Origin of the sequence: Ramlibacter agri (genome assembly GCF_012927085.1) — a bacterium.
In the GTDB taxonomy this organism is placed as follows: Bacteria; Pseudomonadota; Gammaproteobacteria; order Burkholderiales; family Burkholderiaceae_C; genus Ramlibacter; species Ramlibacter agri.
Genome location: NZ_JABBFX010000001.1, coordinates 1,391,028 through 1,410,578 on the forward strand (window position 1 = coordinate 1,391,028; position 19,551 = coordinate 1,410,578).

Consider the following 19,551-nt stretch of genomic DNA (forward strand, 5'->3'; position numbering starts at 1 on the left):
CCGCAATGAGTTTCCAGCAAGGCATCAGCGGCCTGAACGCCGCCTCGCGCAGCCTCGAGGTGATCGGCAACAACATCGCCAGCGCGAACACCGTGGGCGCCAAGTCGGCCCGCGCGGAATTCGCCGACATCTATGCCAACGCGGCGCTGCACGAGCTGTCCAGCGCGTCCGGCATGGGCGTGCGCGTGGCGGCCGTCACGCAGCAGTTCGCCCAGGGCAGCGTCAAGACCACCGACAACCCGCTGGACATGGCCATCAACGGCCGCGGCTTCTTCCAGGTGTCCACGCCCGGCACGCGCGACGCGGCCTACACGCGCGACGGCGAGTTCCAGATGGACAACCAGGGCTACGTGGTCACCAACCAGGGCCTGCGCCTGCAAGGCTACGCGGTCGACGCCACCGGCAAGACCAACGGCACCACGGGTGACATCCAGCTGCCCACCCAGGGCATTGCGCCCAAAGTGAGTTCGACCGCCTCGGTGGCGCTGAACCTCGACGGCCGCACCGCCGCGCCCACGGCAACGACGCCGGCATTCGCTATGGCCGACACCAGCTCTTACACCTCGTCGACGGCGATGAACGTGTACGACCAGCAAGGCAACGAGCACGTGCTGTCGCTGTACTTCCGCCGCACGGCCACCGACAACCAGTGGGAGGTCTACACCGCGCTGGACGGCGCGGGCGTGCCCGCTGCCGCCGCCGGTGCGACGCAGCAGCCCGCGGGCCAGCTGACCTTCGGCGCCGACGGCAAGATCGACACGACGCAATCGGGCACGCTGTCTGGCGGCACGCTCACCGCCGGCGACCTCGGCCTGAACCTGCCCTTCCCCACGTCCACGCTGCCGGTGGCCGGCGCCGCCTCCACCACCAGCGCACCGCTGGCGCTGGGCTTCGGCGACAGTACGCAGTTCGGCAGCGCCTTCGGCGTCACCGCGGTGTCGCAGGACGGCTATGCGGCCGGCCAGCTGAGCGGCTTCGCCGTGGACAGCAACGGCATGGTGCAGGCCCGCTACTCCAACGGCAAGACGCTGCCCGCCGCGCAGGTCGCGCTGGCCGACTTCCGCAACGAGCAGGGCCTGGCGCCGGTCGGCGGCAACCTGTGGAAGGCCACGCCAGCCTCGGGCCAGGCTGCGATCAGCGCGCCCGGCTCCGCCAACCTCGGCGTGCTGCAGGGCGGCGCGGTGGAGGAATCCAACGTCGACCTCACGCAGCAGCTGGTGGACATGATCACCGCGCAGCGCGCCTACCAGGCCAACGCGCAGACCATCAAGACCGAAGACCAGATGATGCAGACGCTGGTCAACCTGCGCTGATCGGTAGCCCGTGGACCGCCTGATCTACACCGCCGCGTCGGGTGCCCGTGCGTTGATGCAGCGCCAGGACGCGCTGACCAACAACCTGGCCAACGCCAACACCACCGGCTTCCGCGCCGACCAGGCCGTGTTCCGCGCGGTGCCGGTGCGCGGCGACGGCGTGCCGACGCGCGTGGCGGCGGTGGAAGCGACGGCGGGCTTCGACGATGCGTCCGGCGCGCTCGAAACCACGGGCCGTCCGCTCGACGTCGCGATCCAGGGCAAGGGCTGGCTCGCCGTGCAGGCGCCCGATGGCACCGAGGCCTACACCCGCAGCGGCTCGCTGCAGGTCAGCCCCGACGGCCAGCTGGTCACTGCCTCCGGCCTGCCCTTGCAAGGCGAAGGCGGCCCGCTGACCGTGCCGCCCGGCGCGGCGGTCAGCATCACGCGTGACGGCACCGTGTCCGCGCAACCGGCCACCGGCCCGGCCCAGACCGTGGGCAAGCTGAAGCTGGTGAACCCGCAGGCCTCCGAGCTGCGCAAGGGCGAAGACGGCCTGCTGCGCATGGCCACCGGCGAGGACGCCGCTGCCGACGACCAGGTGCGGCTCACGCCCGGCGCGCTGGAAGGCAGCAACGTCAACGTCGTCGAATCGATGGTGGGGATGATCGCCGCCTCGCGCCAGTACGAAACCCAGATGAAGCTCTTGCAGAACGCGGAGCAGAACGACCAGCGCGCGGCACAACTGCTCGCGCCGGCCCGCTAAGGACTTACCGCCATGTTGCGTTCCCTTTCTATCGCCAAGACCGGCCTCGAAGCGCAGCAGACGCAGCTGGACGCCATCACGCACAACCTCGCCAACGTCGGCACCAACGGCTACAAGCGCAGCCGCGCCGTGTTCGAGGACCTGATGTACCAGAACATCCGGCAGGCCGGCGGCCCGTCGACGGCGGAGACGCAGCTGCCCACGGGCCTGCAGCTGGGAAGCGGCGTGCGCACCGTGGCCACTTCGCGCAACTTCACGCAGGGCAGCCTGTCGCAGACCGGCAACCAGCTGGACCTGGCCATCAACGGCCAGGGCTTCTTCCAGGTGCAGATGCCCGATGGCAGCACGGCCTACACGCGCGACGGCTCCTTCCAGCTCGATGCGCAAGGCCAGATCGTCACCAACGCCGGCTATACGCTGAACCCCGGCATCACCGTGCCGGCCAACGCGCAGAGCATCACCATCGGCAAGGACGGCATCGTGTCCGTCACCATGCCCAGCCAGGCCGCGCCGCAGCAGGTGGGCCAGCTGCAGCTGGTGAACTTCATGAACCCCGCGGGCCTGGACCCGCGTGGCGGCAACCTGTTTGCCGAGACCGCCGCTTCCGGCACGCCGCAATCCGGCAACCCCGGCGCCAACGGCCTGGGCGCCCTCAACCAGGGCATGGTGGAGAGCTCCAACGTCAACGTGGTCGAAGAGCTCGTCGCCATGATCCAGACGCAGCGCTCCTACGAAATCAACTCCAAGGCGATCCAGACTTCCGACCAGATGCTGCAGCGCCTGACCCAACTCTGAAGACTCGCCATGAAGTACCTGCCCCTCCTCACCGCGCTGGCCCTGGCCGGCTGCGCCACCGTCGAAGCGCCCAAGGTGGACATGCACCCGGCGCCGGCACAGCCCGTCGCCGTCGCGCCGCTGCCGCTGCCGACCACCGGCGCGATCTTCAACGCCGCCAGCCACCGCCCGCTGTTCGAGGACCGCCGTGCCCGCCTGGCTGGCGACACCTTGACGATCCAGATCGAGGAGACGGTGACGGCCAGCCAGCAGTCCACCACCAACGTGGCGCGCAACGGCACGCTGTCAGGCGGCGTGACGGGGCTGCCCTATGCGTCGAAGAAGCTGCTGGGCAACCTCAACGTCGGCGCCAACTCCGACCTGAGCAACAAGGCGGACGGCAAGACCGACAGCAACAACACCTTCACCGGCACCATCACCGTCACCGTGCAGCAGGTGCTGCCCAATGGCAACCTGCTGGTGTCCGGCGAGAAGCAGATCGGCGTCAACCAGAACGTCGACGTGATGCGCTTTTCCGGCATCGTCAACCCCACGACCATCCGCGTGGGCAACATGGTCAGCTCCACCCAGGTCGCCGATGCGCGCCTGGAGCAGCGCGGCCGCGGCGACGTCGGCAAGGCCCAGGGCCTGGGCTGGTTGTCGCGCTTCTTCATGAGCATCGCGCCGGTGTGATGGCGATGCGCAGGCACATCCGGCAGGTCCTGCTGGCGCTGCTCGCGGCGGCTTTCGTCGCTGCGCCCGCGCTGGCCGCCACGGCCTTGCTGCTGTTCACCAACCCGGCTGCCGCCGCCGTCGCGGTCGCCGGCGGCGGCAGCGAGCGCATCCGCGACCTCGCCACCGTGTCCGGCGTGCGCGTGAACCAGCTCATTGGCTACGGCGTGGTCGTGGGCCTGGACGGCAGCGGCGACGCCACCAACCAGGTGCAGTTCACCGGCCAGAGCGTGCAGTCGCTGCTGTCGCAGTTCGGCGTCACCCTGCCGCCGGGCGTCACGCCGCAGATGAAGAACGTGGCGGCGGTGATGGTGACGGCGGCGCTGCCCGCCTTCGCGCAGCCGGGCCAGAACATCGACATCACCGTCTCGTCGCTGGGCAACGCGCGCAGCCTGCGCGGCGGCACGCTGATGCTGACGCCGCTGCGCGGCGCCGACGGCGAGATCTACGCCATGGCGCAAGGCAGCCTGGTGATCGGCGGCGCCGGTGCTTCCGCGGGCGGCAGCAAGGTCGCCATCAACCACCTGCTGGCGGGCCGCGTGCCCGGCGGCGCCACGGTGGAACGCGCGGTGGCCAACAAGGCGCTGGAAGCGGGCGACATCCACCTGGAATTGAACCAGACCGATTTCTCCACCGCGCAGCTGATGGCCGAAGCGATCAACAAGACGCTGAAGCAGGAGGTCGCTGAGCCGCTGGACGCGCGCGTCGTGCGCGTGCGCTTCCCCGGCCAGGGCAGCCGCGTGCGCTTCATCGCCGACCTCGAGAACATCGAAGTGGCGCTGGCCGCGCCGCCGGCCAAGGTGATCGTCAATGCACGCACCGGCTCCGTCGTCATCAACCAGTCGGTGCGCCTGGGCGCCTGCGCGGTGGCGCACGGCAACCTGTCGGTGACGGTGTCCAGCACGCCGGTGGTGAGCCAGCCCGCGCCGCTGACGACCGGCGGCCAGACCGTGGTGGCCGAGAAGGCGGACATCCGCATCCAGCAAGGCCCCGGCACGCTGTTCGCCATGCCGCAGGCGGCCGAGCTGGCCGACGTCGTGAAGTCGCTGAACGCGCTGGGCGCGAGCGCGCAGGACCTGATCGGCATCCTGCAGGCGCTGAAGGCGGCGGGCGCCTTGAAGGCGGACCTGGAGATCATCTGATGGACGCGGTTGGCAGCAACAACAGCACTTCGCCGGACCAGCGCGCGCTCGATTCGCTGCGCAGCCAGGCTGCGCGCGACCCGCGCGGCGCGGCGCGCCAGACGGCGGTGCAGTTCGAGTCGCTGTTCAACCAGATGGTGCTGAAAAGCATGCGCGACGCCACGCCGCAGACCGAGACTTCGCAGGGGCAGGAGACCTTCACCGCGATGCTGGACCAGCAGTTCTCGCGCCAGCTCGCCGGCCGCCCCGGCGGCCTGGCCGACATGCTGGAAAAGCAGCTGACGCAGCACATGCAGAAGCTGCCGGAAGCGGCGCCTGCCAACCTGAACCCGCCGGTGCCGGACAACCTCACGGCCACGACGCCGGCCGCGCCGGCGCAAGCCACCGCGCCCGCGACCGCGCCCACGCCGCGCAACCGCGCCGAAGCCTTCCTGCAGCAGATGCTGCCCTACGCGCAGGAAGCGGAGCGCCAGACCGGCGTGCCGGCCTCCTTCATCCTGGGCCAGGCCGGCCTGGAATCTGGCTGGGGCAAGGGCGAGATCCGCAACCCGGACGGCAGCAACTCGTACAACCTGTTCGGCATCAAGGCCACGCGTGGCTGGGAAGGCGCAAGCACCAGCGTGACCACCACCGAATACGCCGGCGGCAATGCGTACAAGCACAAGGCGGCCTTCCGCAGCTACGGCTCGTATTCCGAGGCCTTCGCCGATTACGCGCGCCTCTTGGCCAGCCATCCGCGCTACGGCAACGTGGTGCGCCAGGCCGGCACGGCCGAAGCCTTCGCCGGCGGCATGCAGCGTGCCGGCTACGCCACCGACCCGCATTACGCGAGCAAGCTGGCGCGCACGATCCACATGGCGCAGTCGCTGCAGCGCGCGACGCCGACCTGAGGACGCACGCATGACTTCGCTGCTGAACATCGGAAGCCGCGCGCTGACCGCGGCGCAGGGCTCGCTGTCCACCGTCTCGCACAACATCGCCAACGCCAACACCGTGGGCTACTCGCGCCAGCAGGCGCAACTGGCGACGGCGGGCGGGCAGTACACCGGCAGCGGCTTCTTCGGCAACGGCGTCGACCTGACCGGCGTGCGCCGTCAGTACGACCAGTTCCTCACCGGCGCCGTGCAATCGGCCGCGTCCACCAGCGCCGCCGACGCGACGCGGGCGAGCGGCTTGCAGGCGCTGGACTCGGTGTTCGGCAACAGCGATCTCGGCATCGGTTCGGCTATCGACGACTTTTTCGGCGCCGCGGGCGACCTGGCCAACCGGCCGTCCGACCTGTCGGCGCGGCAGGTGTTCGTGGCGCGCGCCAGCCAACTGGCGCAGCGCATCACCAGCGTGGGCTCGCAGATCGCGGCGCTGTCGAATGAAGCAGACAGCCGGCTCGCATCCGACGCGACGCAGGCCAACGGCAAGATCGCCGAGATCGCCAAGCTCAACGCCTCCATCGCGCTGGGCCTGGCCCAGGGCCAGTCGCCCAACGACCTGCTGGACCAGCGCGATGCCGCGGTGCAGGCGCTGGGCGGCTTCCTGTCCGTGAACAGCGTCGCGCAGGACGACGGCACCATCAATCTCTTCACCGCTGACGGCTCGCCGCTGCTGGTGGGACAGCAGCAGGCGAAGCTGGCTTCCGTGACGGACCCGAACAATGCTTCGCAGCATGCGATCCAGCTGACGCTGGGCACGACCTCGAAGACCATGGACGGCGCGGCGCTGGGCGGCGGCAGCCTGGCCGGCGCGATGCGGCTGCGTGACGAGGACTATCCGGCCGCATTGAACCAGGTCGGACGCATCGCGCAGGTGCTGGCCGGCGCGGTCAATGCGCAGCAGGCCGCCGGCGTGGACATGGACGGCAAGGCCGGCGCGGCGCTGTTCACGGTGCCCGGACCGACGACGCTCTCCGCCTCGACCAACACCGGCAGCGGCGCGCTGGGCGCGACCGTCGCCGACGCCAGTGCGCTGCAGGCCAGCGACTACCAGGTCAGCTGGGACGGCAGCGCCTACCAGGTGAAGCGGCTGGCCGATGGCCAGGTGCAGGGCTTCAGCAGCCTGCCTGCCACACTGGACGGCTTGCAGTTCACGGCGAGCGGCACACCGGCCGCGGGTGACCATTGGGAAGTGCGGCCCTTCGCGGCGGCGGCCACCGGCATCAGCGCGAACTCGCTGTCGGCGCGCCAGGTGGCGACCGGTATGGCGGCCACCGTGCAGGCGGCCGCCGGCAACACCGGCGGCGCGACGGCCAGCAACTTCGCGATCACGCGCACGTCCAGCGACAACACGCTGCCGGTCACGATCACCTTCAACAATCCGCCCACGAGTTTCAACGTCACCGGCCTCGCGGGCGGCAACCTCGCCAACGTGCCATATACGCCGGGGCAGCAGGTGCCGGCGGCGCCCGCCGACTACAACGGCTGGTCGATCACCTTGCAGGGCACGCCGGCCGCGGGCGACGCGTTCAACGTCGCGCCGACCACCAACCCCGGCGCCGACAACCGCAACGCGCTGGCCCTGAGTGCGCTCGCACAAGCGGGCCTCGCCGCCGGCGCGACCTTGAACGAAAGCTATGCGGCGCTGGTGGGCGACGTCGGCAGCCGCGTGCAGGCCGGCCAGGCCGAAGCCGACGTCTCGCAGAAGCTGCAGAGCGACGCCGTCTCGCGGCAGCAGAACCTGGCCGGCGTCAACCTCGACGAGGAAGCGGCCGACATGCTGCGCTTCCAGCAGGCCTACCAGGCCTCGGCCCGCATCATCCAGACCAGCCAGACCCTGTTCGAGGCGCTGCTGTCCGCCACCACCCGCTGAACCAAACCATGCGCGTCCCCACCCTCCAGACGTCCCGCGCCAGCCTGCAGGTGCTGCAGCAGCGCGAAGCCGAACAGGCCAAGCTGCAGACGCAGATCTCCAGCGGCGTGCGGGTGCAGACGCCGGGCGACGACCCGGTGGCCGCGGCCCAGGCCGAACTGGCTCGCTCGCGCCTGGCGCACATCGCGCAGGACCAGCGCGCCACGCAGCTCTCCACCAGCACCTTGCAGGCCGCCGACGGCGCGCTGTCGCAAGGCGTGGACGAGCTGCAAAGCGCGCGCGAAGCGCTGGTGGCCGCGGGCAACGGCAGCTACACGGCCAGCGACCGCCAGGCGCTCGCGCAGCAGCTGCGCGCCACGCGCGACCAGCTGCTGGCCGTGGCCAACACTTCGGATGGCGCGGGCGGCTACGTGTTCGGCGGCCAGGGCGTGACCAGCGCGCCTTTCAGCGCCGATGGCTCGGGCTACACCGCGGCCGCGGGCACGCAGCGCGTCGGCGAGGCAGGGCGCTTCGCCAGCACGGTCGACGGCCGCGCCGCCTTCCTTGCATTGCCCCAGGGCAATGGCGTGTTCACCACGGCATCCGCGTCCGCCAACACCGGCAGCGGCTGGATCTCCAGCGGCTCGGTGAGCGATGCGACGCAGCTCACCGGCCACTCCTATGCCGTCACCGTGGCCGGCAGCGCGGGAGCACAGACTTACTCGGTGACCGACACGACCTCGGGCGCCACGGTCGCAAGCGCCCAGCCCTTCACCGCCGGTGCGGACATCGAGGTACAAGGCCAGCGTTTCGCGATCTCCGGCACGCCGGCCGCGGGCGACAGCTTCACCCTGGCGCCGGCGGGGCAGCAGAGCGTGTTCTCCACCTTGGACGATGCGATCTCGCTGCTGGAAGACAACTCGGTCACTTCTTCCGCTTACAACGAACGGCTGCAGCGCGTGCAGTCCGGCGTCGACCGGGCGCTCGATGGCATGCAGCTGGCGCGCTCGCGCACGGCCGAAGAGATGCGTGTGGTCGATGGCGCCACCGCCACGGGCCAGCAGGGCCAGATCGATGCCAGCGGGCGCCTGAAGGACCTGACGGAGCTGGACATGGCGCAGGGCATCTCGCAGATGCAGAACGGCCAGACGGCGTATGAGGCGGCCTTGCGCAGTTATGCGGCGTTGGGGAAGACCTCGCTGTTCGACTTGATTTCGTAACCCCAGCCCTTCACGTCAACGCCTGCCGCAGCAGCGTGGCCACCCCCGCCGGCTGCAGGTGCAGCAGCTGCGCCGCCTCCTCCAGGTCCTTGGCCGGCGCCCCGCGATCCGCGAGCCGCGTTGCCAAGGCCACGATCCGCGGCCCCGGCGCGTCGCCTTGTGGCGGCCCGGCCAGGCGGCGCAGGTTGTCGGCAATCTCCCAGCGTTCCAGCAAGGCCGCGCCCAGCTCCGCCAGCGGCAGGTCCGCGGGCGCCTCGCCCGGCGCCACATGCCAGATCAGCAGCGCCGCGCAATCGTGCAGCAAGGCCGCCAGGTGCACCGCCTCCACGTCGTCCTCGCCGCGATGGATGGCAAAGGCCGCGGCAATCCGCGCCGCCGCGCGCGCGTGCTGCACGATGCCGTGCACCGCGCTGCGGCCCTGGCTGTCCAGCGCGTCTTCCAGCACCGGCAGGCCCGCGCATTCGCGGAAAAAGGGATCGATGCCGGTCAGCACCAGCGCCGCGGTCACGCCTTCCACCTGCGTGCCGCGATGGGCCTGCCGGCGTGCGGCCGCGCGCAAGACCCGCAGGCAAAGCAGCGGGTCGCGCAGCGCGATGGCGGCGAGCGAGTGGGCGTCGGTTTCGTCGGGGCGGCGGGCGCGGGCGGACAAGGCCAGGGCGCTGGCCCGCAGCACGGGCAGGTCGACCGCGGCCAGGCGGTCGGCCCAGGCGGCGAGGTCTGGGTGGACAGGCATTCTGCTTTTATCGGCAGCGGCGCCGCGAACCTGAGGCCGCGCCTCAGGCGCCAGCCATCCGCGCGCGCAGGCGCTCCAGCAGCGCGGCGGCGTGGGTCTTCACCCGTTCCAGGTCCGCGGCCAGGTTGGCCTGCGGCTCGGCGACGATCGCGTTCTCCTCCAGCCCCCGGCAGGCGTGCCGCAGCTCGGTGGCGCCCAGCGTCTGCGCGGCGCCCATCACGCGGTGCGCGAGCCGCGCCACCTCGCGCGTGTCGTAGGCGTCGGTGGCGGCCTGCAGCTGCGCCAGGTCCTCCTCGTTGGCCTGCAGGAACTCTTCGAGGATGCGGCCTTCCAGCTGGCGGTCGCCGCCGCTGATCAACTCCAGCAGCGCGCCGTCGAACGGACCGTCGGCGGCGCGCGCCTGGTCCGCCGGCGCGACGTGGCCGGCGCCGTCCGGCAGCGGCAGCCAGTGTTCCAGCTGCTGCAGCAGCTCGGGCAGCGCAACCGGCTTGAACAGGCAGCCGTCCATGCCGGCCGCGGCCACGCGCGCCGGCTCGTCGTGCAGCACGTTGGCCGTGCAGGCGAGGATGGGCGTGCGAGGCCGCCCGGCCGCTTCTTCCAGCCGGCGGATGGCGCGCGCGAGCTCGTAGCCGTTCATGTGGGGCATGGCGCTGTCGGTGAGCACCAGGCCGATGCGCCGCGACTGCCACAGCGCCAGCCCCTGCACGCCGTCTTCGGCGACGAGCACGCCGTAGCCCAGCGTGGCCACCTGGCGCGACAGCACGACGCGGTTGGTCGGGTGGTCGTCCACGACCAGCACGAGCGTGCCCTCGGCCTCCGCGACCTCCGCCGGCGGGGCGGCGCGGCGCGCGATCAGCGTGGCGTGCAGGCGGCGCTGGGCTGCGTCGGCCACGGCTTCGGCGCCCATGGCCGCCGGGTCCGCCAGCGGCAGGTCCAGCTCCAGTGTCATCTGCGTGCCGCGGCCCGGCGTGCTGCGCATCTGCACCGTGCCGCCCATCTGCTCGGCGAGGTTGCGGCTGATGGCCAGGCCCAGGCCGCTGCCGCCATAGGTGCTGGCGATGCGGGGCGCGCCCTGCTCGAAGGGCTGGAACAGCTGCGGGATGGTGTCCGGCGGCACGCCGATGCCGGTGTCGATGACGGTGAGCCGCAAGCGCTCGATGGACACGTGCCGCTCCAGCAGCTCCACCTGCACGTGCACGCCGCCGGTCTCGGTGAACTTGACGGCGTTGCTGAGGAAGTTGTTGAGGATCTGGCCCACGCGGACCGGATCGAACACGTGCATCGGCGCGACCCGCGGGTCGACCGAGTATTCGAGCTGCAGGCCCTGCGCCAGCGCCATGCCGCTGTGCACTTCGCAGGCGCGCCGCACCACGTCGCGCAGCGACGCCGGCACCGGGTCCAGCGTGAGCCGGCCTTCCTCGCCCTTCGAGAAATCCAGGATGTCGTCGATGATGCGCAGCAGCGCCGTGCTGGACTCGCGGATCATGGCGACGGTGGAGCGCTGCTCGCCGTCCAGGCGCGACAGCCCCAGCAGCTCCAGCAGGCCCAGCACGCCGGTCATGGGCGTGCGGATTTCGTGGCTCATGGTGGCCAGGAAACTGCCCTTGGCCCGGCTCGCGCGCCGCGCCTCCTCGGTCGCTTCGCGCAGGGCGCGCTCCATCTGCTTCTGCTCGGTGATGTCGGTCCAGTGGCCGGTCCACAGCAGCGTGCCGTCGCCGCGCCGGCGCAGGCGCGCGTGCTTGTGCACCCAGCGCTCGGCCGCGCCGTCGTGCGGCGGCCGCACGCGGTAAATGACGTCCAGCGGCTGCAGCGTCTGTTCCGACACGTAGAGCGCCTCCGCCACGCGCTGCCGGTCCTCGTCTGCCACGCTCTCCAGGGCCGCGGCCTGGTCGGCCAGCAGTTCCTCCGCGTGCAGGCCGCGCGAGGTGTAGGAGCCCTTGCCTACGTAGATGAAGCGGCGCCGGCCGTCGAGGTCGGTGACCATCTGCCAGACCGTGGTGGGCAGGTTCTCCACCAGGTCCGTCATCTGGCGCTCGGTGCGGCGGCGCCGCTTGGCCTCGCGCATGGCGAACAGGTAGGCCAGCAGCACCATCAGCGCGAAGACCACGAAGGAGGCCGCCAGCACCAGCGTCGTGCGGCGCTGGCGTTGCACTTCCACCGCCTGGCGCGCCTGCAGCAGGCGCCTCTCCTCGTCCTCGAGCTCGCGGGACAGGTTGCGCATGTTGTCGGCGGTGCTGCGCAGGCGCGCGAGCTGTTCCGGCGGCAACTGCAGCGCGAGCGGCGGCTGCATTTCGCGGGCGACGGCGCGCGTGGCGTCGGCGCGCTCGGCCAGCAGCAGGCCGAGGTCGAGGGAGCGCTGCTGTTGCTGCGGGTTGTCCGAGGTCAGCTGGCGCAGCTGCAGCACGGCCTGCCCGGCATCGGTGATGGCGAGGTCGCGCTGCTGCAGGAAGGTGGCCCGGCCGTCCAGCAGGAAGCCGCGCTGCGCGGCGTCGATGGCGGAGAAGCTTTCGCGGAAGCGGCCGAGCGTGCCCAGCACCTCTTCCGAGTGGCGGACCCAGCCGGCCGCCCGTTCAGTTTCCTTCAGGGTGGCGGTAAGGGTCCAGGCGACGAAGCTGATGACGACCGCCGCTGCGAGCAGCGGACCGGCGATCAAGGCACGGGAAGGCGGACGACGGAGCACGGCCGGAAGGCATTGTTGTTCTTGCCTTCTGCATATTAGCCTCGCAGCGCCCGCTCAGGCGGCGAACAGCCGTCCGAAACCTGGTACGCGCGCGTCCCGGCCGCCCAGGCGCACGACATCCCAGAAGCCTGCGGGCGAACTCGCCGTGGCCGGCAGGCCCAGCTCGTCCTCCAGCTGCTTGATCGCATCCAGCGTCAGCAGGCCGCCGCAGGAGATGAAGATGCCCTGCGCGCTGCGGTCCTGCGCGTAGACTTTTTTCGACAGCGACACGAGCGCTTCCGTACTCACTTCGCCGACTTCCTGGACGCCGGTGATGGACAGGCCTTCGATCGCCGTCACCGTGAAACCGCAATGCGTGAGATAGGCGACGAGCTTGTCGTTGAGTTCGTCGATGTAGGAAGTGGCCACCGCCACGCGCTGCACGCCCAGCGTCTGCAGCGCGCGCACGATCGCGTGGCTCATCGTCGTGCAAGGCACGCCGGTGGCTTCCTCCATCGCGCGGCGCAGCGACTCGGTGAACTCCGGGCCGCGGTAGAAGCTGATGGACGTGCCCATCATCGACACCACTTCGGCGCCGGCCTTGCGCAGCTCCACCGCGCGCTCGACGATCGTGTCGACCACCGGCGCGAAGCCTTCCGGCGAGACACCGCCGATGCCGAGGCCGCGCGCGATGAAACGATAACGTTCGCCGTACAGCATGGGGCCGTCGTGCGGCACGCGGCCATGGCCGGGCGGCACGACGAGGCCGATGCAGGGATTGTTGCTGTTCATTCGGCCGAGATCTTCTGGTCCCTGATGACCTTGGCCCACTCGGCCGATTCGCGCTGCATCTCCGGGCCCAGCTGCGCGGGCGGCAGGTAGGCCGGGAAGGCGCCCTGCTGTGCGGCGGCCTGCACCATCTCTGGCGAGGCCAGCACCGTCTTCACCGCTTCGTTCAGCTTCTCCACGATGGGTGCCGGCGTGCCCGCGGGCGCCAGCACCATCAGGCGCGGCGCCACGTTGAAGCCGGGCAGCGCATCGGCCATCGCCGGCACGTTCTCGGCGCCGGCGAGCTTGCCGGTGTTCATCAGCGCGAGCGCCTTCAGCTTGCCGCCCTTCGCCTGCGCCAGGCCGGCGGCGGCGCTGACCACGCCGATCGGCACCTGGCCGCTGATCACGTCCGGGATGATCTGCGAGGCGCCGCGGTAGGGGATGTGCGTGACGAAGGTGTTGGTCTTCGCCTTCATCATCTCGAAGCCCAGGTGGTGCACGGTGCCGACGCCGGAGGTCGCGTAGGAATAGCGGCCCGGGCTGGACTTCAGCAGCGCGATCAGCTCCTTCGGGTTCTTGGCCGGGAAGCTGTTGCTGGCCACGATCATCAGCGGAGCGACATAGGCGCCGGCCACCGGCACCAGCGCCTTCAGCGGATCGAAGGTGCTGCGGGCCTGCAGGAAGGGCGCGATCAGCAGCCCGGTCTCTCCCATCAGCAGCGTGTAGCCGTCGGCGGGCTGCTTGGAGACGTAGTCGGCGGCGATCACGCCGGTGGCGCCGGCCTTGTTCTCCACGACGACCGGCTGGCCCAGGACGGCCGGCAGCCGTGCCGACAGCAGCCGCGCGAGCGCATCGACGCCACCGCCGGCGTTGTAGCCCACCAGCAGGCGGATCGGGCGGTTGGGATACGACTGCGCGTTGGCGTTCGCCATGGCGGTTGCGGCCAGTGCGACGGCCAGCAGGGCGCGGCGGGAAAGGACTGCTTTCAACTCTGTCTCCTTTTATAGGTCTGGATCGGCGCTCAGGCGCTCAGGCCTTGCCCGCCCCGCGCGAGCCGGGGCGCTTGGCCAGTTCGGTGACGCGCTCGCGGTTCGGGCGGAAGCCGAGGCCTGGCGCATCGGGCAATTGCAGCACGCCTTGCGTCGGCTCCGGCAGGCCGTCGAACACCTGCTTGCACACTTCGACGGCCACCGAGTGGTACTCCACCAGCGAGCCATTGGCCAGGCCCGCGTGCAGGTGCATGTTGTGGTGCGGCCAGGCGCCGCCGTTGGCGAACTGGGTATTGAAGGCCGCGGCCATGCCGGCGATGCGCAGGCACTGGGTGTAGCCGCCGGTGATGCAGGCATTGGGCTGCACCACGTCCACGGCCTGCGCCACCAGCATGTCGCGGAAGCGGCTGGCGTGGCCTTCGTTCTGGCCGGCGGCCAGCGGGATGCGCGTCTTCTGGCGCAGCTTGACCATGTTGGGGATGTCGTTCTGCGTCACCGGCTCCTCGAAGAAGGCGATGCCGAAGTCCTCGATGCGCTGCGCCAGCGCGGCGGCGTGGAAGTAGTCGAGGCTGCAGTTGGCGTCGATGAAGATCTGCACGTCCGGGCCGACCGCGTTGCGCACGGCCTCGATGCGCTTCACGTCCTCGGCGATCACGTCGGCCAGCGGCCGCGGCTCGTCGCGGCGGGCCAGCGCGTGGTGGCCCACGGTCATCTTCAGGCGCTTGAAGCCGCGCTCGACCCACTGTTTCGCGGCCGAGGCGAGTTCGTCGCGGTCGAAGAAGGCGAAGCCGAAAGTGGCATACACCGGCACCTGCTGGCGCGCGCCGCCCAGCAGCCGCCACACCGGCTGGCCGAGGATCTGGCCTTTCAGGTCCCACAGCGCGAGGTCGATCGCGGCGATGGCGTGGCTGGCGTAGCCGGACTGGCCGCGCGGCGTCAGCAGCCAATACAGCTTGTCCCAGATCTGTTCGTGCCGCAGCGGGTCCATGCCGACCAGGTGGTGGGCGGCCACATCGTTGACGATGGCGGCGATCGCCTCCTCCTCGGTGATGGCGGTCATGCCGGTGCCGACGCGGCCGTCGTCGAGCTCCACGTCGACGAGGCACAGGGACAGCGAGGTGTTCTTGGCGCCCATCTTCACGGGCAGGTTCAGGGGGGTGGCGCGGACGGCAGCGATCTTCATAGCGCGGCTAGTCTGCGGGCTGGAACCGGGACGGGCAAGCGGGGTGCGCGAAAGGGGCTTTCGCGGTTGGCGAAGTCCGTGTTAACCCGAGCCACCTTCGAACGAAGCCGAACTTCCTAGGCCATTCGAAGGAGCCGAGCCATCGCGGCACCGATCAGCTTGCGGTCAGAATCGGGGGCTGGAGGAAAAGTAGATGCGTTTTCGGTTCGTGGGAGCGGCCTGCCTGGCCGTGATGGTCGCGGCGTGCGGCGGTGGCAGCGGTGGGGGTGGAGCGGAGTCCACGTCCCTGGCAAAGAGCAATCTCGTGGTCACGGCCACCGGTCCGACAGACCCTGTTCCCGCCGGAACCACGGTGCCGCTGGTCGTGGACGTCGCCAACAATGGCGAAGCAGCCGCCACCGACGTGGCCGTGAGCGCCACCCTCGATGCCCGATTGACGTTGAAGAACGCGACCTGCAGCGCTGCAGGCGGAGCGACTTGCCCACCGCTTTCGGGCACGACGTTCACGCCGCCGGCGGTGCCGCCCGGCGGCAGCCTGCACTTCGAGTTCGAGGCCGCTATCGCGGCAGGCTCGCGCGGGGCCCTCGTGAGCACGCTCAGTGCCACAGCGGGCAACGGCGGCACGCCGGCAGGCAGCAGCGCCCAGGCGCTGGTGACGGCATACAGCGCCGACGTCGCCGTCTGGGGATATGCCCCCGCCGCACTCCCGCACCAGGGCGACCGCGTGGACTACACCTTCGTCGTGTGGAATATCGGCCCCGACGCGGCGCGCAACGTCTCCATCGTAGACACGCTCGGACCGGGCCTGTTGCCGGGCGCGACGATCAGCTGTCGCAGCGATGGCGCGGCCCCATGCCCGGCGGCGGTGCTGGGCGCGGAAATGACGGTGCCGAACCTGCCGTCCGGTGGCGTTCTCACGTTCACCATCCTGGCGACCGTGGCTGCCGACAGCACCACGGTCGGCAACTCCATGCAGGCGAGAGCTGCCGGCGATCCGCGCGACGACAACAGTTCGTTCGGATTGTCGACGGGTGTCCTCGCGGGCCCCGCGTCGTCCCTGCGCACCAGCATCGCCCTGCAAGGCGACGCGGGCGACTTCATCACGCAGGGCAGCAGCTACTCGTACACCCTGGCAGACGCGGTGGTGACCGCTTCGGCCAGCGGCAACCGTTTCAACATGAACCTGCAAGGCGACGAGAACTGGAGCTTCGACCTGCAGCTTCCGGATTCGGCGGCAGCCTTGCAGCATGGGGCTTGGACCGGCCTGCCGCGCTACGCGGCTGTCGATCCTGCTGTCGGCGCGTTGTCGATCACCGGGCAGGGTCGCGGCTGCAACCAGTCGAGCGGCGCCGTCACCATCAACAATGCGTGGTACGCGAGCGGGCAACTGGTCGGCATCGACCTCGATTTCTCGCAGCAATGCGATGCCAGCACCGGCACGCTACGTGGCCACATCACGTGGTCCGCCAGCGATCCCACGCTGCCGGCGGGCCCCGTGAACCCGTTGCCCGCCGGCCTGTGGACGCCGGCACCGGCCAGCTTGCCGGCTTCCGGCAGTTACGTGGCTTTGTCCAGCGACACGGGCGACTACGTCGGCGCCGGCGTTCCGCTGTCCGTCTACACCCGGAGCAACGCGGTGCTGTCCCTCCTCGAGTCCAACGGCAGGGTGACGGTCAGCGTCGGCGGCAACGAGTCCTGGAGCGGCGACTTCGTCGTGATGAACAGCTTGTCGCAACTGCAGCCCGGCTACTACGGCAACCTGCGGCGTTATCCCTTCAACAACCCGAAGCGCGGCGGCCTGTCCTGGTACGGCCAAGGCCGCGGCTGCAATACCTTGTCCGGCTGGTTCACGGTCGACAGCGTGATGTACGACGGCAATGGCCGCTTGAGCCGGTTGGACCTGCGCTTCGAACAGCACTGCGAGTTCGGCTCGCCGGCCCTGCACGGCGTGATCCACTGGGATGCCAGCGATACCGCGCAGCCGGCCGGTCCCGCGGCGGAGCCCGCCGGACTGTGGACACCGCCACCGGGCGCCACGCCGGGCAGCGGCAACTACGTCTACCTGGCGAGCGATGTCGGCGACTACATCGGAGGGGGAGCGACCAGCATCTTGACCGATGCGACCAGCACGATCCAGGTGACGGCGAATGGCGCGCTGGCGGTCGTGCGTAGCGGCGGTGCAGGCGGCTGGACCGGCAGCTTCGCGGGCATGAACACGCTGTCGCGGTTGCAGCCGGGGTACTACGCCGGCTTGCAGCGCTACCCCTTCAACAACCAGGCGCTCGGCGGCCTCGACTGGTCCGGCGAGGGCCGCGGCTGCAACACATTGAAGGGTTGGTTCATGGTCGACGCGGTGAGCTACGACGCGCTCGGCGCACTGTCGGCGCTGGACCTGCGTTTCGAGCAGCACTGCGAGGGCGTGACGCCGGCCTTGCGGGGCAAGGTGCACTGGGTCCGTTGAGAGCCGTGGTGCGCTTCGGGCGCACCGCGGGCTAAGAGGAGCGCAGCGTGTCCACCAGCGTCCGCGCCGCCGCCGGCGCCTCTTCCCCCGTGCGCAGCGCGAGGTAGTGCGTGCGCTGCGCCCACTCCTCCGCCAGCGGAACCGCATGCAGCGGTAGATGCGCCAGCTGCGGAGCGAGCGCTTCGACCGGCAGCACCGCCACGCCCAGCCCCGCCGCCACCATGCGTGCCGCCGCATCGAAGCTGCGCATCTGCATCCGCACCTGGATCGGCTCGCCCAGCGCCGCCGCCGCGTTGAACAGGCGCGTGGAAACCGCATTGGCGCCGCCGATCACGATGAAGCTTTCGCCCAGCATCTGCGGCAGGCGCACTTCGCTCGCGCCGGCCAGCGAATGGCCCGCCGGCACCACCAGTGCGAGCTGGTCGCGGAACAAGGGGTGGAAAGCGAGACCGCGCGCGGGCGTCGCGATGTCGACCACGCCGACGTCCGCCCGCCCTTCCAGCAGCGCGCCCAGGATCTCCGGGCTCATGCGCTCCTCCACGTCCACGCGGATGCGCGGATGGCTGCGCGTGAATTCCTCCAGCCGCTGCGGCAGCACCTGCAGCAGCGCCGACGCATTGGCCAGCATGCGCACCTGGCCGGCCAGGCCCAGGCTCCAGTCGCGCAGGTCGGTGGCCAGCTGGTCGGCTTCGGCCAGCAGCTCGCGCCCGCGCTGCACCAGCATGCGGCCGGCCGACGTCAGCTCCACGCCGCGCGGCGAGCGCTCGAAGATGCGGATGCCCAGCGCCGTCTCCATGGCGGAGATGCGCGCGCTGGCGGCGGCCACGGCGAGGTGCAGGCGGTCGCTGCCGGCGCTGATGGATCCGGACTCGGCCACCGCGATCACGACCCGCAGCGTGAGGAGGTCCAGGCGCTCGTTCATGCCGCGGATTATCCCGTCCACTGCGTCACGGAATCCGCCTTCCGGATGTGGACGGCACGAGACAGGCATGCGCACGCCGCTTGCGCTCCGCGCCAGAATGCAATGGCAAGGAGGGTCAGACCATGGAAGCCCTGCGCAATCCCTACGCGCCACCGCGCGCCGAAGTCGCCGACATCGCAGCCACGCAAGGACCGGTGCAGACCGCACCGGCGCTGTGGAACCCGCGCGCCGCCGCCAGCTGGAGCCTGCTCTTCACGCCGGTGTTCGGCGCCATCCTGCACATGAGGAACTGGCAGGCGCTGGGCGAGCCGGAGAAGGCGGCGCGCGCCAAGGCCTGGGCCTGGGCGTCGTTCGCCTTCATCGTCATCCTCACCATCGTCTCCGCAGTGCTGCCGGATTCCAAGGCGCTCGACGGCCTCAGCCGGGTTGCCGGCCTGGGCCTGCTGATTGGCTGGTACTACGCCAGCGCCAAGGAGCAGCAGACTTACCTGGCCGTGCGCTTCGGCAAGCTCTACCCGCGCAAGGGCTGGGCCAAGCCGCTGCTGCTGGCCGTTGCCGGCATCGCCTGCTTCTTCGTGGCGGCCATCGTGGTAGGCGTCATCGTCGGGGTGGGATTGGGCCTGTAGAGGTTGGACATTCGGCGGCCGGCGCGTATAAATCCGGCATGCTCGAACACGCGCTCGAGTCCGACGACGGCATCCTGTACCTGCACCCGCGCGCCGCGCTGGCCCAGCAGGACTTCACGCAGCTGGCCGCCACCGTCGACCCGTACATCCACGAACACGGCAAGCTGAACGGCGTGCTGGTGGAAGCGACCAGCTTCCCGGGCTGGGACAGCCTCGGCGCGATGGCCACGCACCTGCGCTTCATCCGCGACCACCACCGGCAGGTGCAGCGCATCGCGCTGGTGACCGACGCGCCGCTCGCGACCGTGGCTGAAAAGCTGGGCTCGCATTTCATCGCTGCAGAGATGAGGCACTTTCCGGCGGGTCAGCGCGAAACGGCGCGGCAGTGGTTGCTGGGCAGGTAGGAAACACCGCGCCATTCACACACGGCAACACGGGTGCCATGCAGAATCATTGCAGTGGCTCCCGTTTCGAAAAACACAACGACAACACCTGCTCGCCGC

Annotated in this window: 17 protein-coding genes; 11 read left to right on the forward strand and 6 right to left on the reverse strand. The window is 70.4% G+C overall.

The genetic code is table 11. The annotated features are described in order from the left end of the window. Positions 1-5: 5 nt before the first annotated feature. The 8 genes from flgE to flgL are packed head-to-tail and all read left to right on the forward strand — an operon-like array spanning position 6 to position 8,704. Entirely contained in the window at positions 6-1,313 is a 1,308-nt protein-coding gene (gene flgE / locus HHL11_RS06710) for a flagellar hook protein FlgE (RefSeq protein ID WP_169417643.1), read from the forward strand. A gap of 10 nt (positions 1,314-1,323) precedes the next feature. Further along, positions 1,324-2,058: a flagellar basal-body rod protein FlgF gene (gene flgF / locus HHL11_RS06715; RefSeq protein ID WP_169417644.1), complete on the forward strand. Its 735-nt coding sequence runs from the start codon at positions 1,324-1,326 to the stop codon at positions 2,056-2,058. A gap of 12 nt (positions 2,059-2,070) precedes the next feature. Continuing rightward, complete coding sequence (gene flgG / locus HHL11_RS06720) at positions 2,071-2,853, forward strand: flagellar basal-body rod protein FlgG (RefSeq protein WP_169417645.1); 783 nt, start codon at positions 2,071-2,073, stop codon at positions 2,851-2,853. Positions 2,854-2,862: 9 nt separating this feature from the next. Further along, positions 2,863-3,525: a flagellar basal body L-ring protein FlgH gene (locus HHL11_RS06725; RefSeq protein ID WP_169417646.1), complete on the forward strand. Its 663-nt coding sequence runs from the start codon at positions 2,863-2,865 to the stop codon at positions 3,523-3,525. After that, complete coding sequence (locus HHL11_RS06730; protein WP_425355184.1) at positions 3,525-4,706, forward strand: flagellar basal body P-ring protein FlgI; 1,182 nt, start codon at positions 3,525-3,527, stop codon at positions 4,704-4,706. Before HHL11_RS06725 ends, HHL11_RS06730 begins: the two co-directional genes overlap by 1 nt. Further along, on the forward strand, positions 4,706-5,596 hold the full coding sequence (gene flgJ / locus HHL11_RS06735) for a flagellar assembly peptidoglycan hydrolase FlgJ (protein WP_169417647.1): 891 nt from the start codon (positions 4,706-4,708) through the stop codon (positions 5,594-5,596). The genes HHL11_RS06730 and flgJ overlap by 1 nt, the downstream gene beginning before the upstream one ends. A gap of 10 nt (positions 5,597-5,606) precedes the next feature. After that, positions 5,607-7,505, forward strand: coding sequence for a flagellar hook-associated protein FlgK (gene flgK, locus HHL11_RS06740; protein ID WP_169417648.1), 1,899 nt, complete (start codon positions 5,607-5,609; stop codon positions 7,503-7,505). An 8-nt stretch (positions 7,506-7,513) separates the two neighbouring features. Continuing rightward, positions 7,514-8,704 carry a flagellar hook-associated protein FlgL gene (flgL, locus tag HHL11_RS06745; protein WP_169417649.1) on the forward strand — a complete coding sequence of 397 codons (1,191 nt, stop codon included), beginning with the start codon at positions 7,514-7,516 and terminating at the stop codon, positions 8,702-8,704. Positions 8,705-8,714: 10 nt separating this feature from the next. Here flgL and HHL11_RS06750 read toward each other — a convergent pair whose 3' ends face one another. From HHL11_RS06750 to HHL11_RS06770, 5 genes are read right to left on the reverse strand one after another with little or no spacing between them, the layout of a single operon-like run. Continuing rightward, entirely contained in the window at positions 8,715-9,437 is a 723-nt protein-coding gene (locus HHL11_RS06750; protein WP_169417650.1) for an HDOD domain-containing protein, read from the reverse strand. Positions 9,438-9,480: 43 nt separating this feature from the next. Next, complete coding sequence (locus HHL11_RS06755; RefSeq protein ID WP_169417651.1) at positions 9,481-12,117, reverse strand: ATP-binding protein; 2,637 nt, start codon at positions 12,115-12,117, stop codon at positions 9,481-9,483. A gap of 54 nt (positions 12,118-12,171) precedes the next feature. Further along, entirely contained in the window at positions 12,172-12,888 is a 717-nt protein-coding gene (locus tag HHL11_RS06760; protein ID WP_169417652.1) for an arylmalonate decarboxylase, read from the reverse strand. After that, entirely contained in the window at positions 12,885-13,856 is a 972-nt protein-coding gene (locus HHL11_RS06765; protein WP_240980020.1) for a tripartite tricarboxylate transporter substrate-binding protein, read from the reverse strand. Before HHL11_RS06765 ends, HHL11_RS06760 begins: the two co-directional genes overlap by 4 nt. Positions 13,857-13,896: 40 nt before the next feature. After that, complete coding sequence (locus tag HHL11_RS06770; RefSeq protein WP_169417653.1) at positions 13,897-15,039, reverse strand: mandelate racemase/muconate lactonizing enzyme family protein; 1,143 nt, start codon at positions 15,037-15,039, stop codon at positions 13,897-13,899. 193 nt (positions 15,040-15,232) lie between these two features. On the opposite strand from HHL11_RS06770, the gene HHL11_RS06775 reads away from it, so the two are divergent. After that, entirely contained in the window at positions 15,233-17,500 is a 2,268-nt protein-coding gene (locus HHL11_RS06775) for a DUF11 domain-containing protein (protein WP_169417654.1), read from the forward strand. A 31-nt stretch (positions 17,501-17,531) separates the two neighbouring features. On the opposite strand, the gene HHL11_RS06780 is transcribed toward HHL11_RS06775, so the two are convergent. Continuing rightward, entirely contained in the window at positions 17,532-18,422 is an 891-nt protein-coding gene (locus tag HHL11_RS06780; RefSeq protein ID WP_169417655.1) for a LysR substrate-binding domain-containing protein, read from the reverse strand. 122 nt (positions 18,423-18,544) lie between these two features. Here HHL11_RS06780 and HHL11_RS06785 point away from each other — a divergent pair, with 122 nt between their 5' ends. Together HHL11_RS06785 and HHL11_RS06790 are read left to right on the forward strand one after the other, a co-directional pair. Then, on the forward strand, positions 18,545-19,048 hold the full coding sequence (locus tag HHL11_RS06785; RefSeq protein WP_169417656.1) for a hypothetical protein: 504 nt from the start codon (positions 18,545-18,547) through the stop codon (positions 19,046-19,048). Positions 19,049-19,086: 38 nt separating this feature from the next. Then, a complete protein-coding gene (locus HHL11_RS06790; protein ID WP_169417657.1) occupies positions 19,087-19,452 on the forward strand; it encodes a SpoIIAA family protein in 366 nt (121 codons plus the stop codon). The last annotated feature ends 99 nt before the right edge of the window (positions 19,453-19,551 follow it).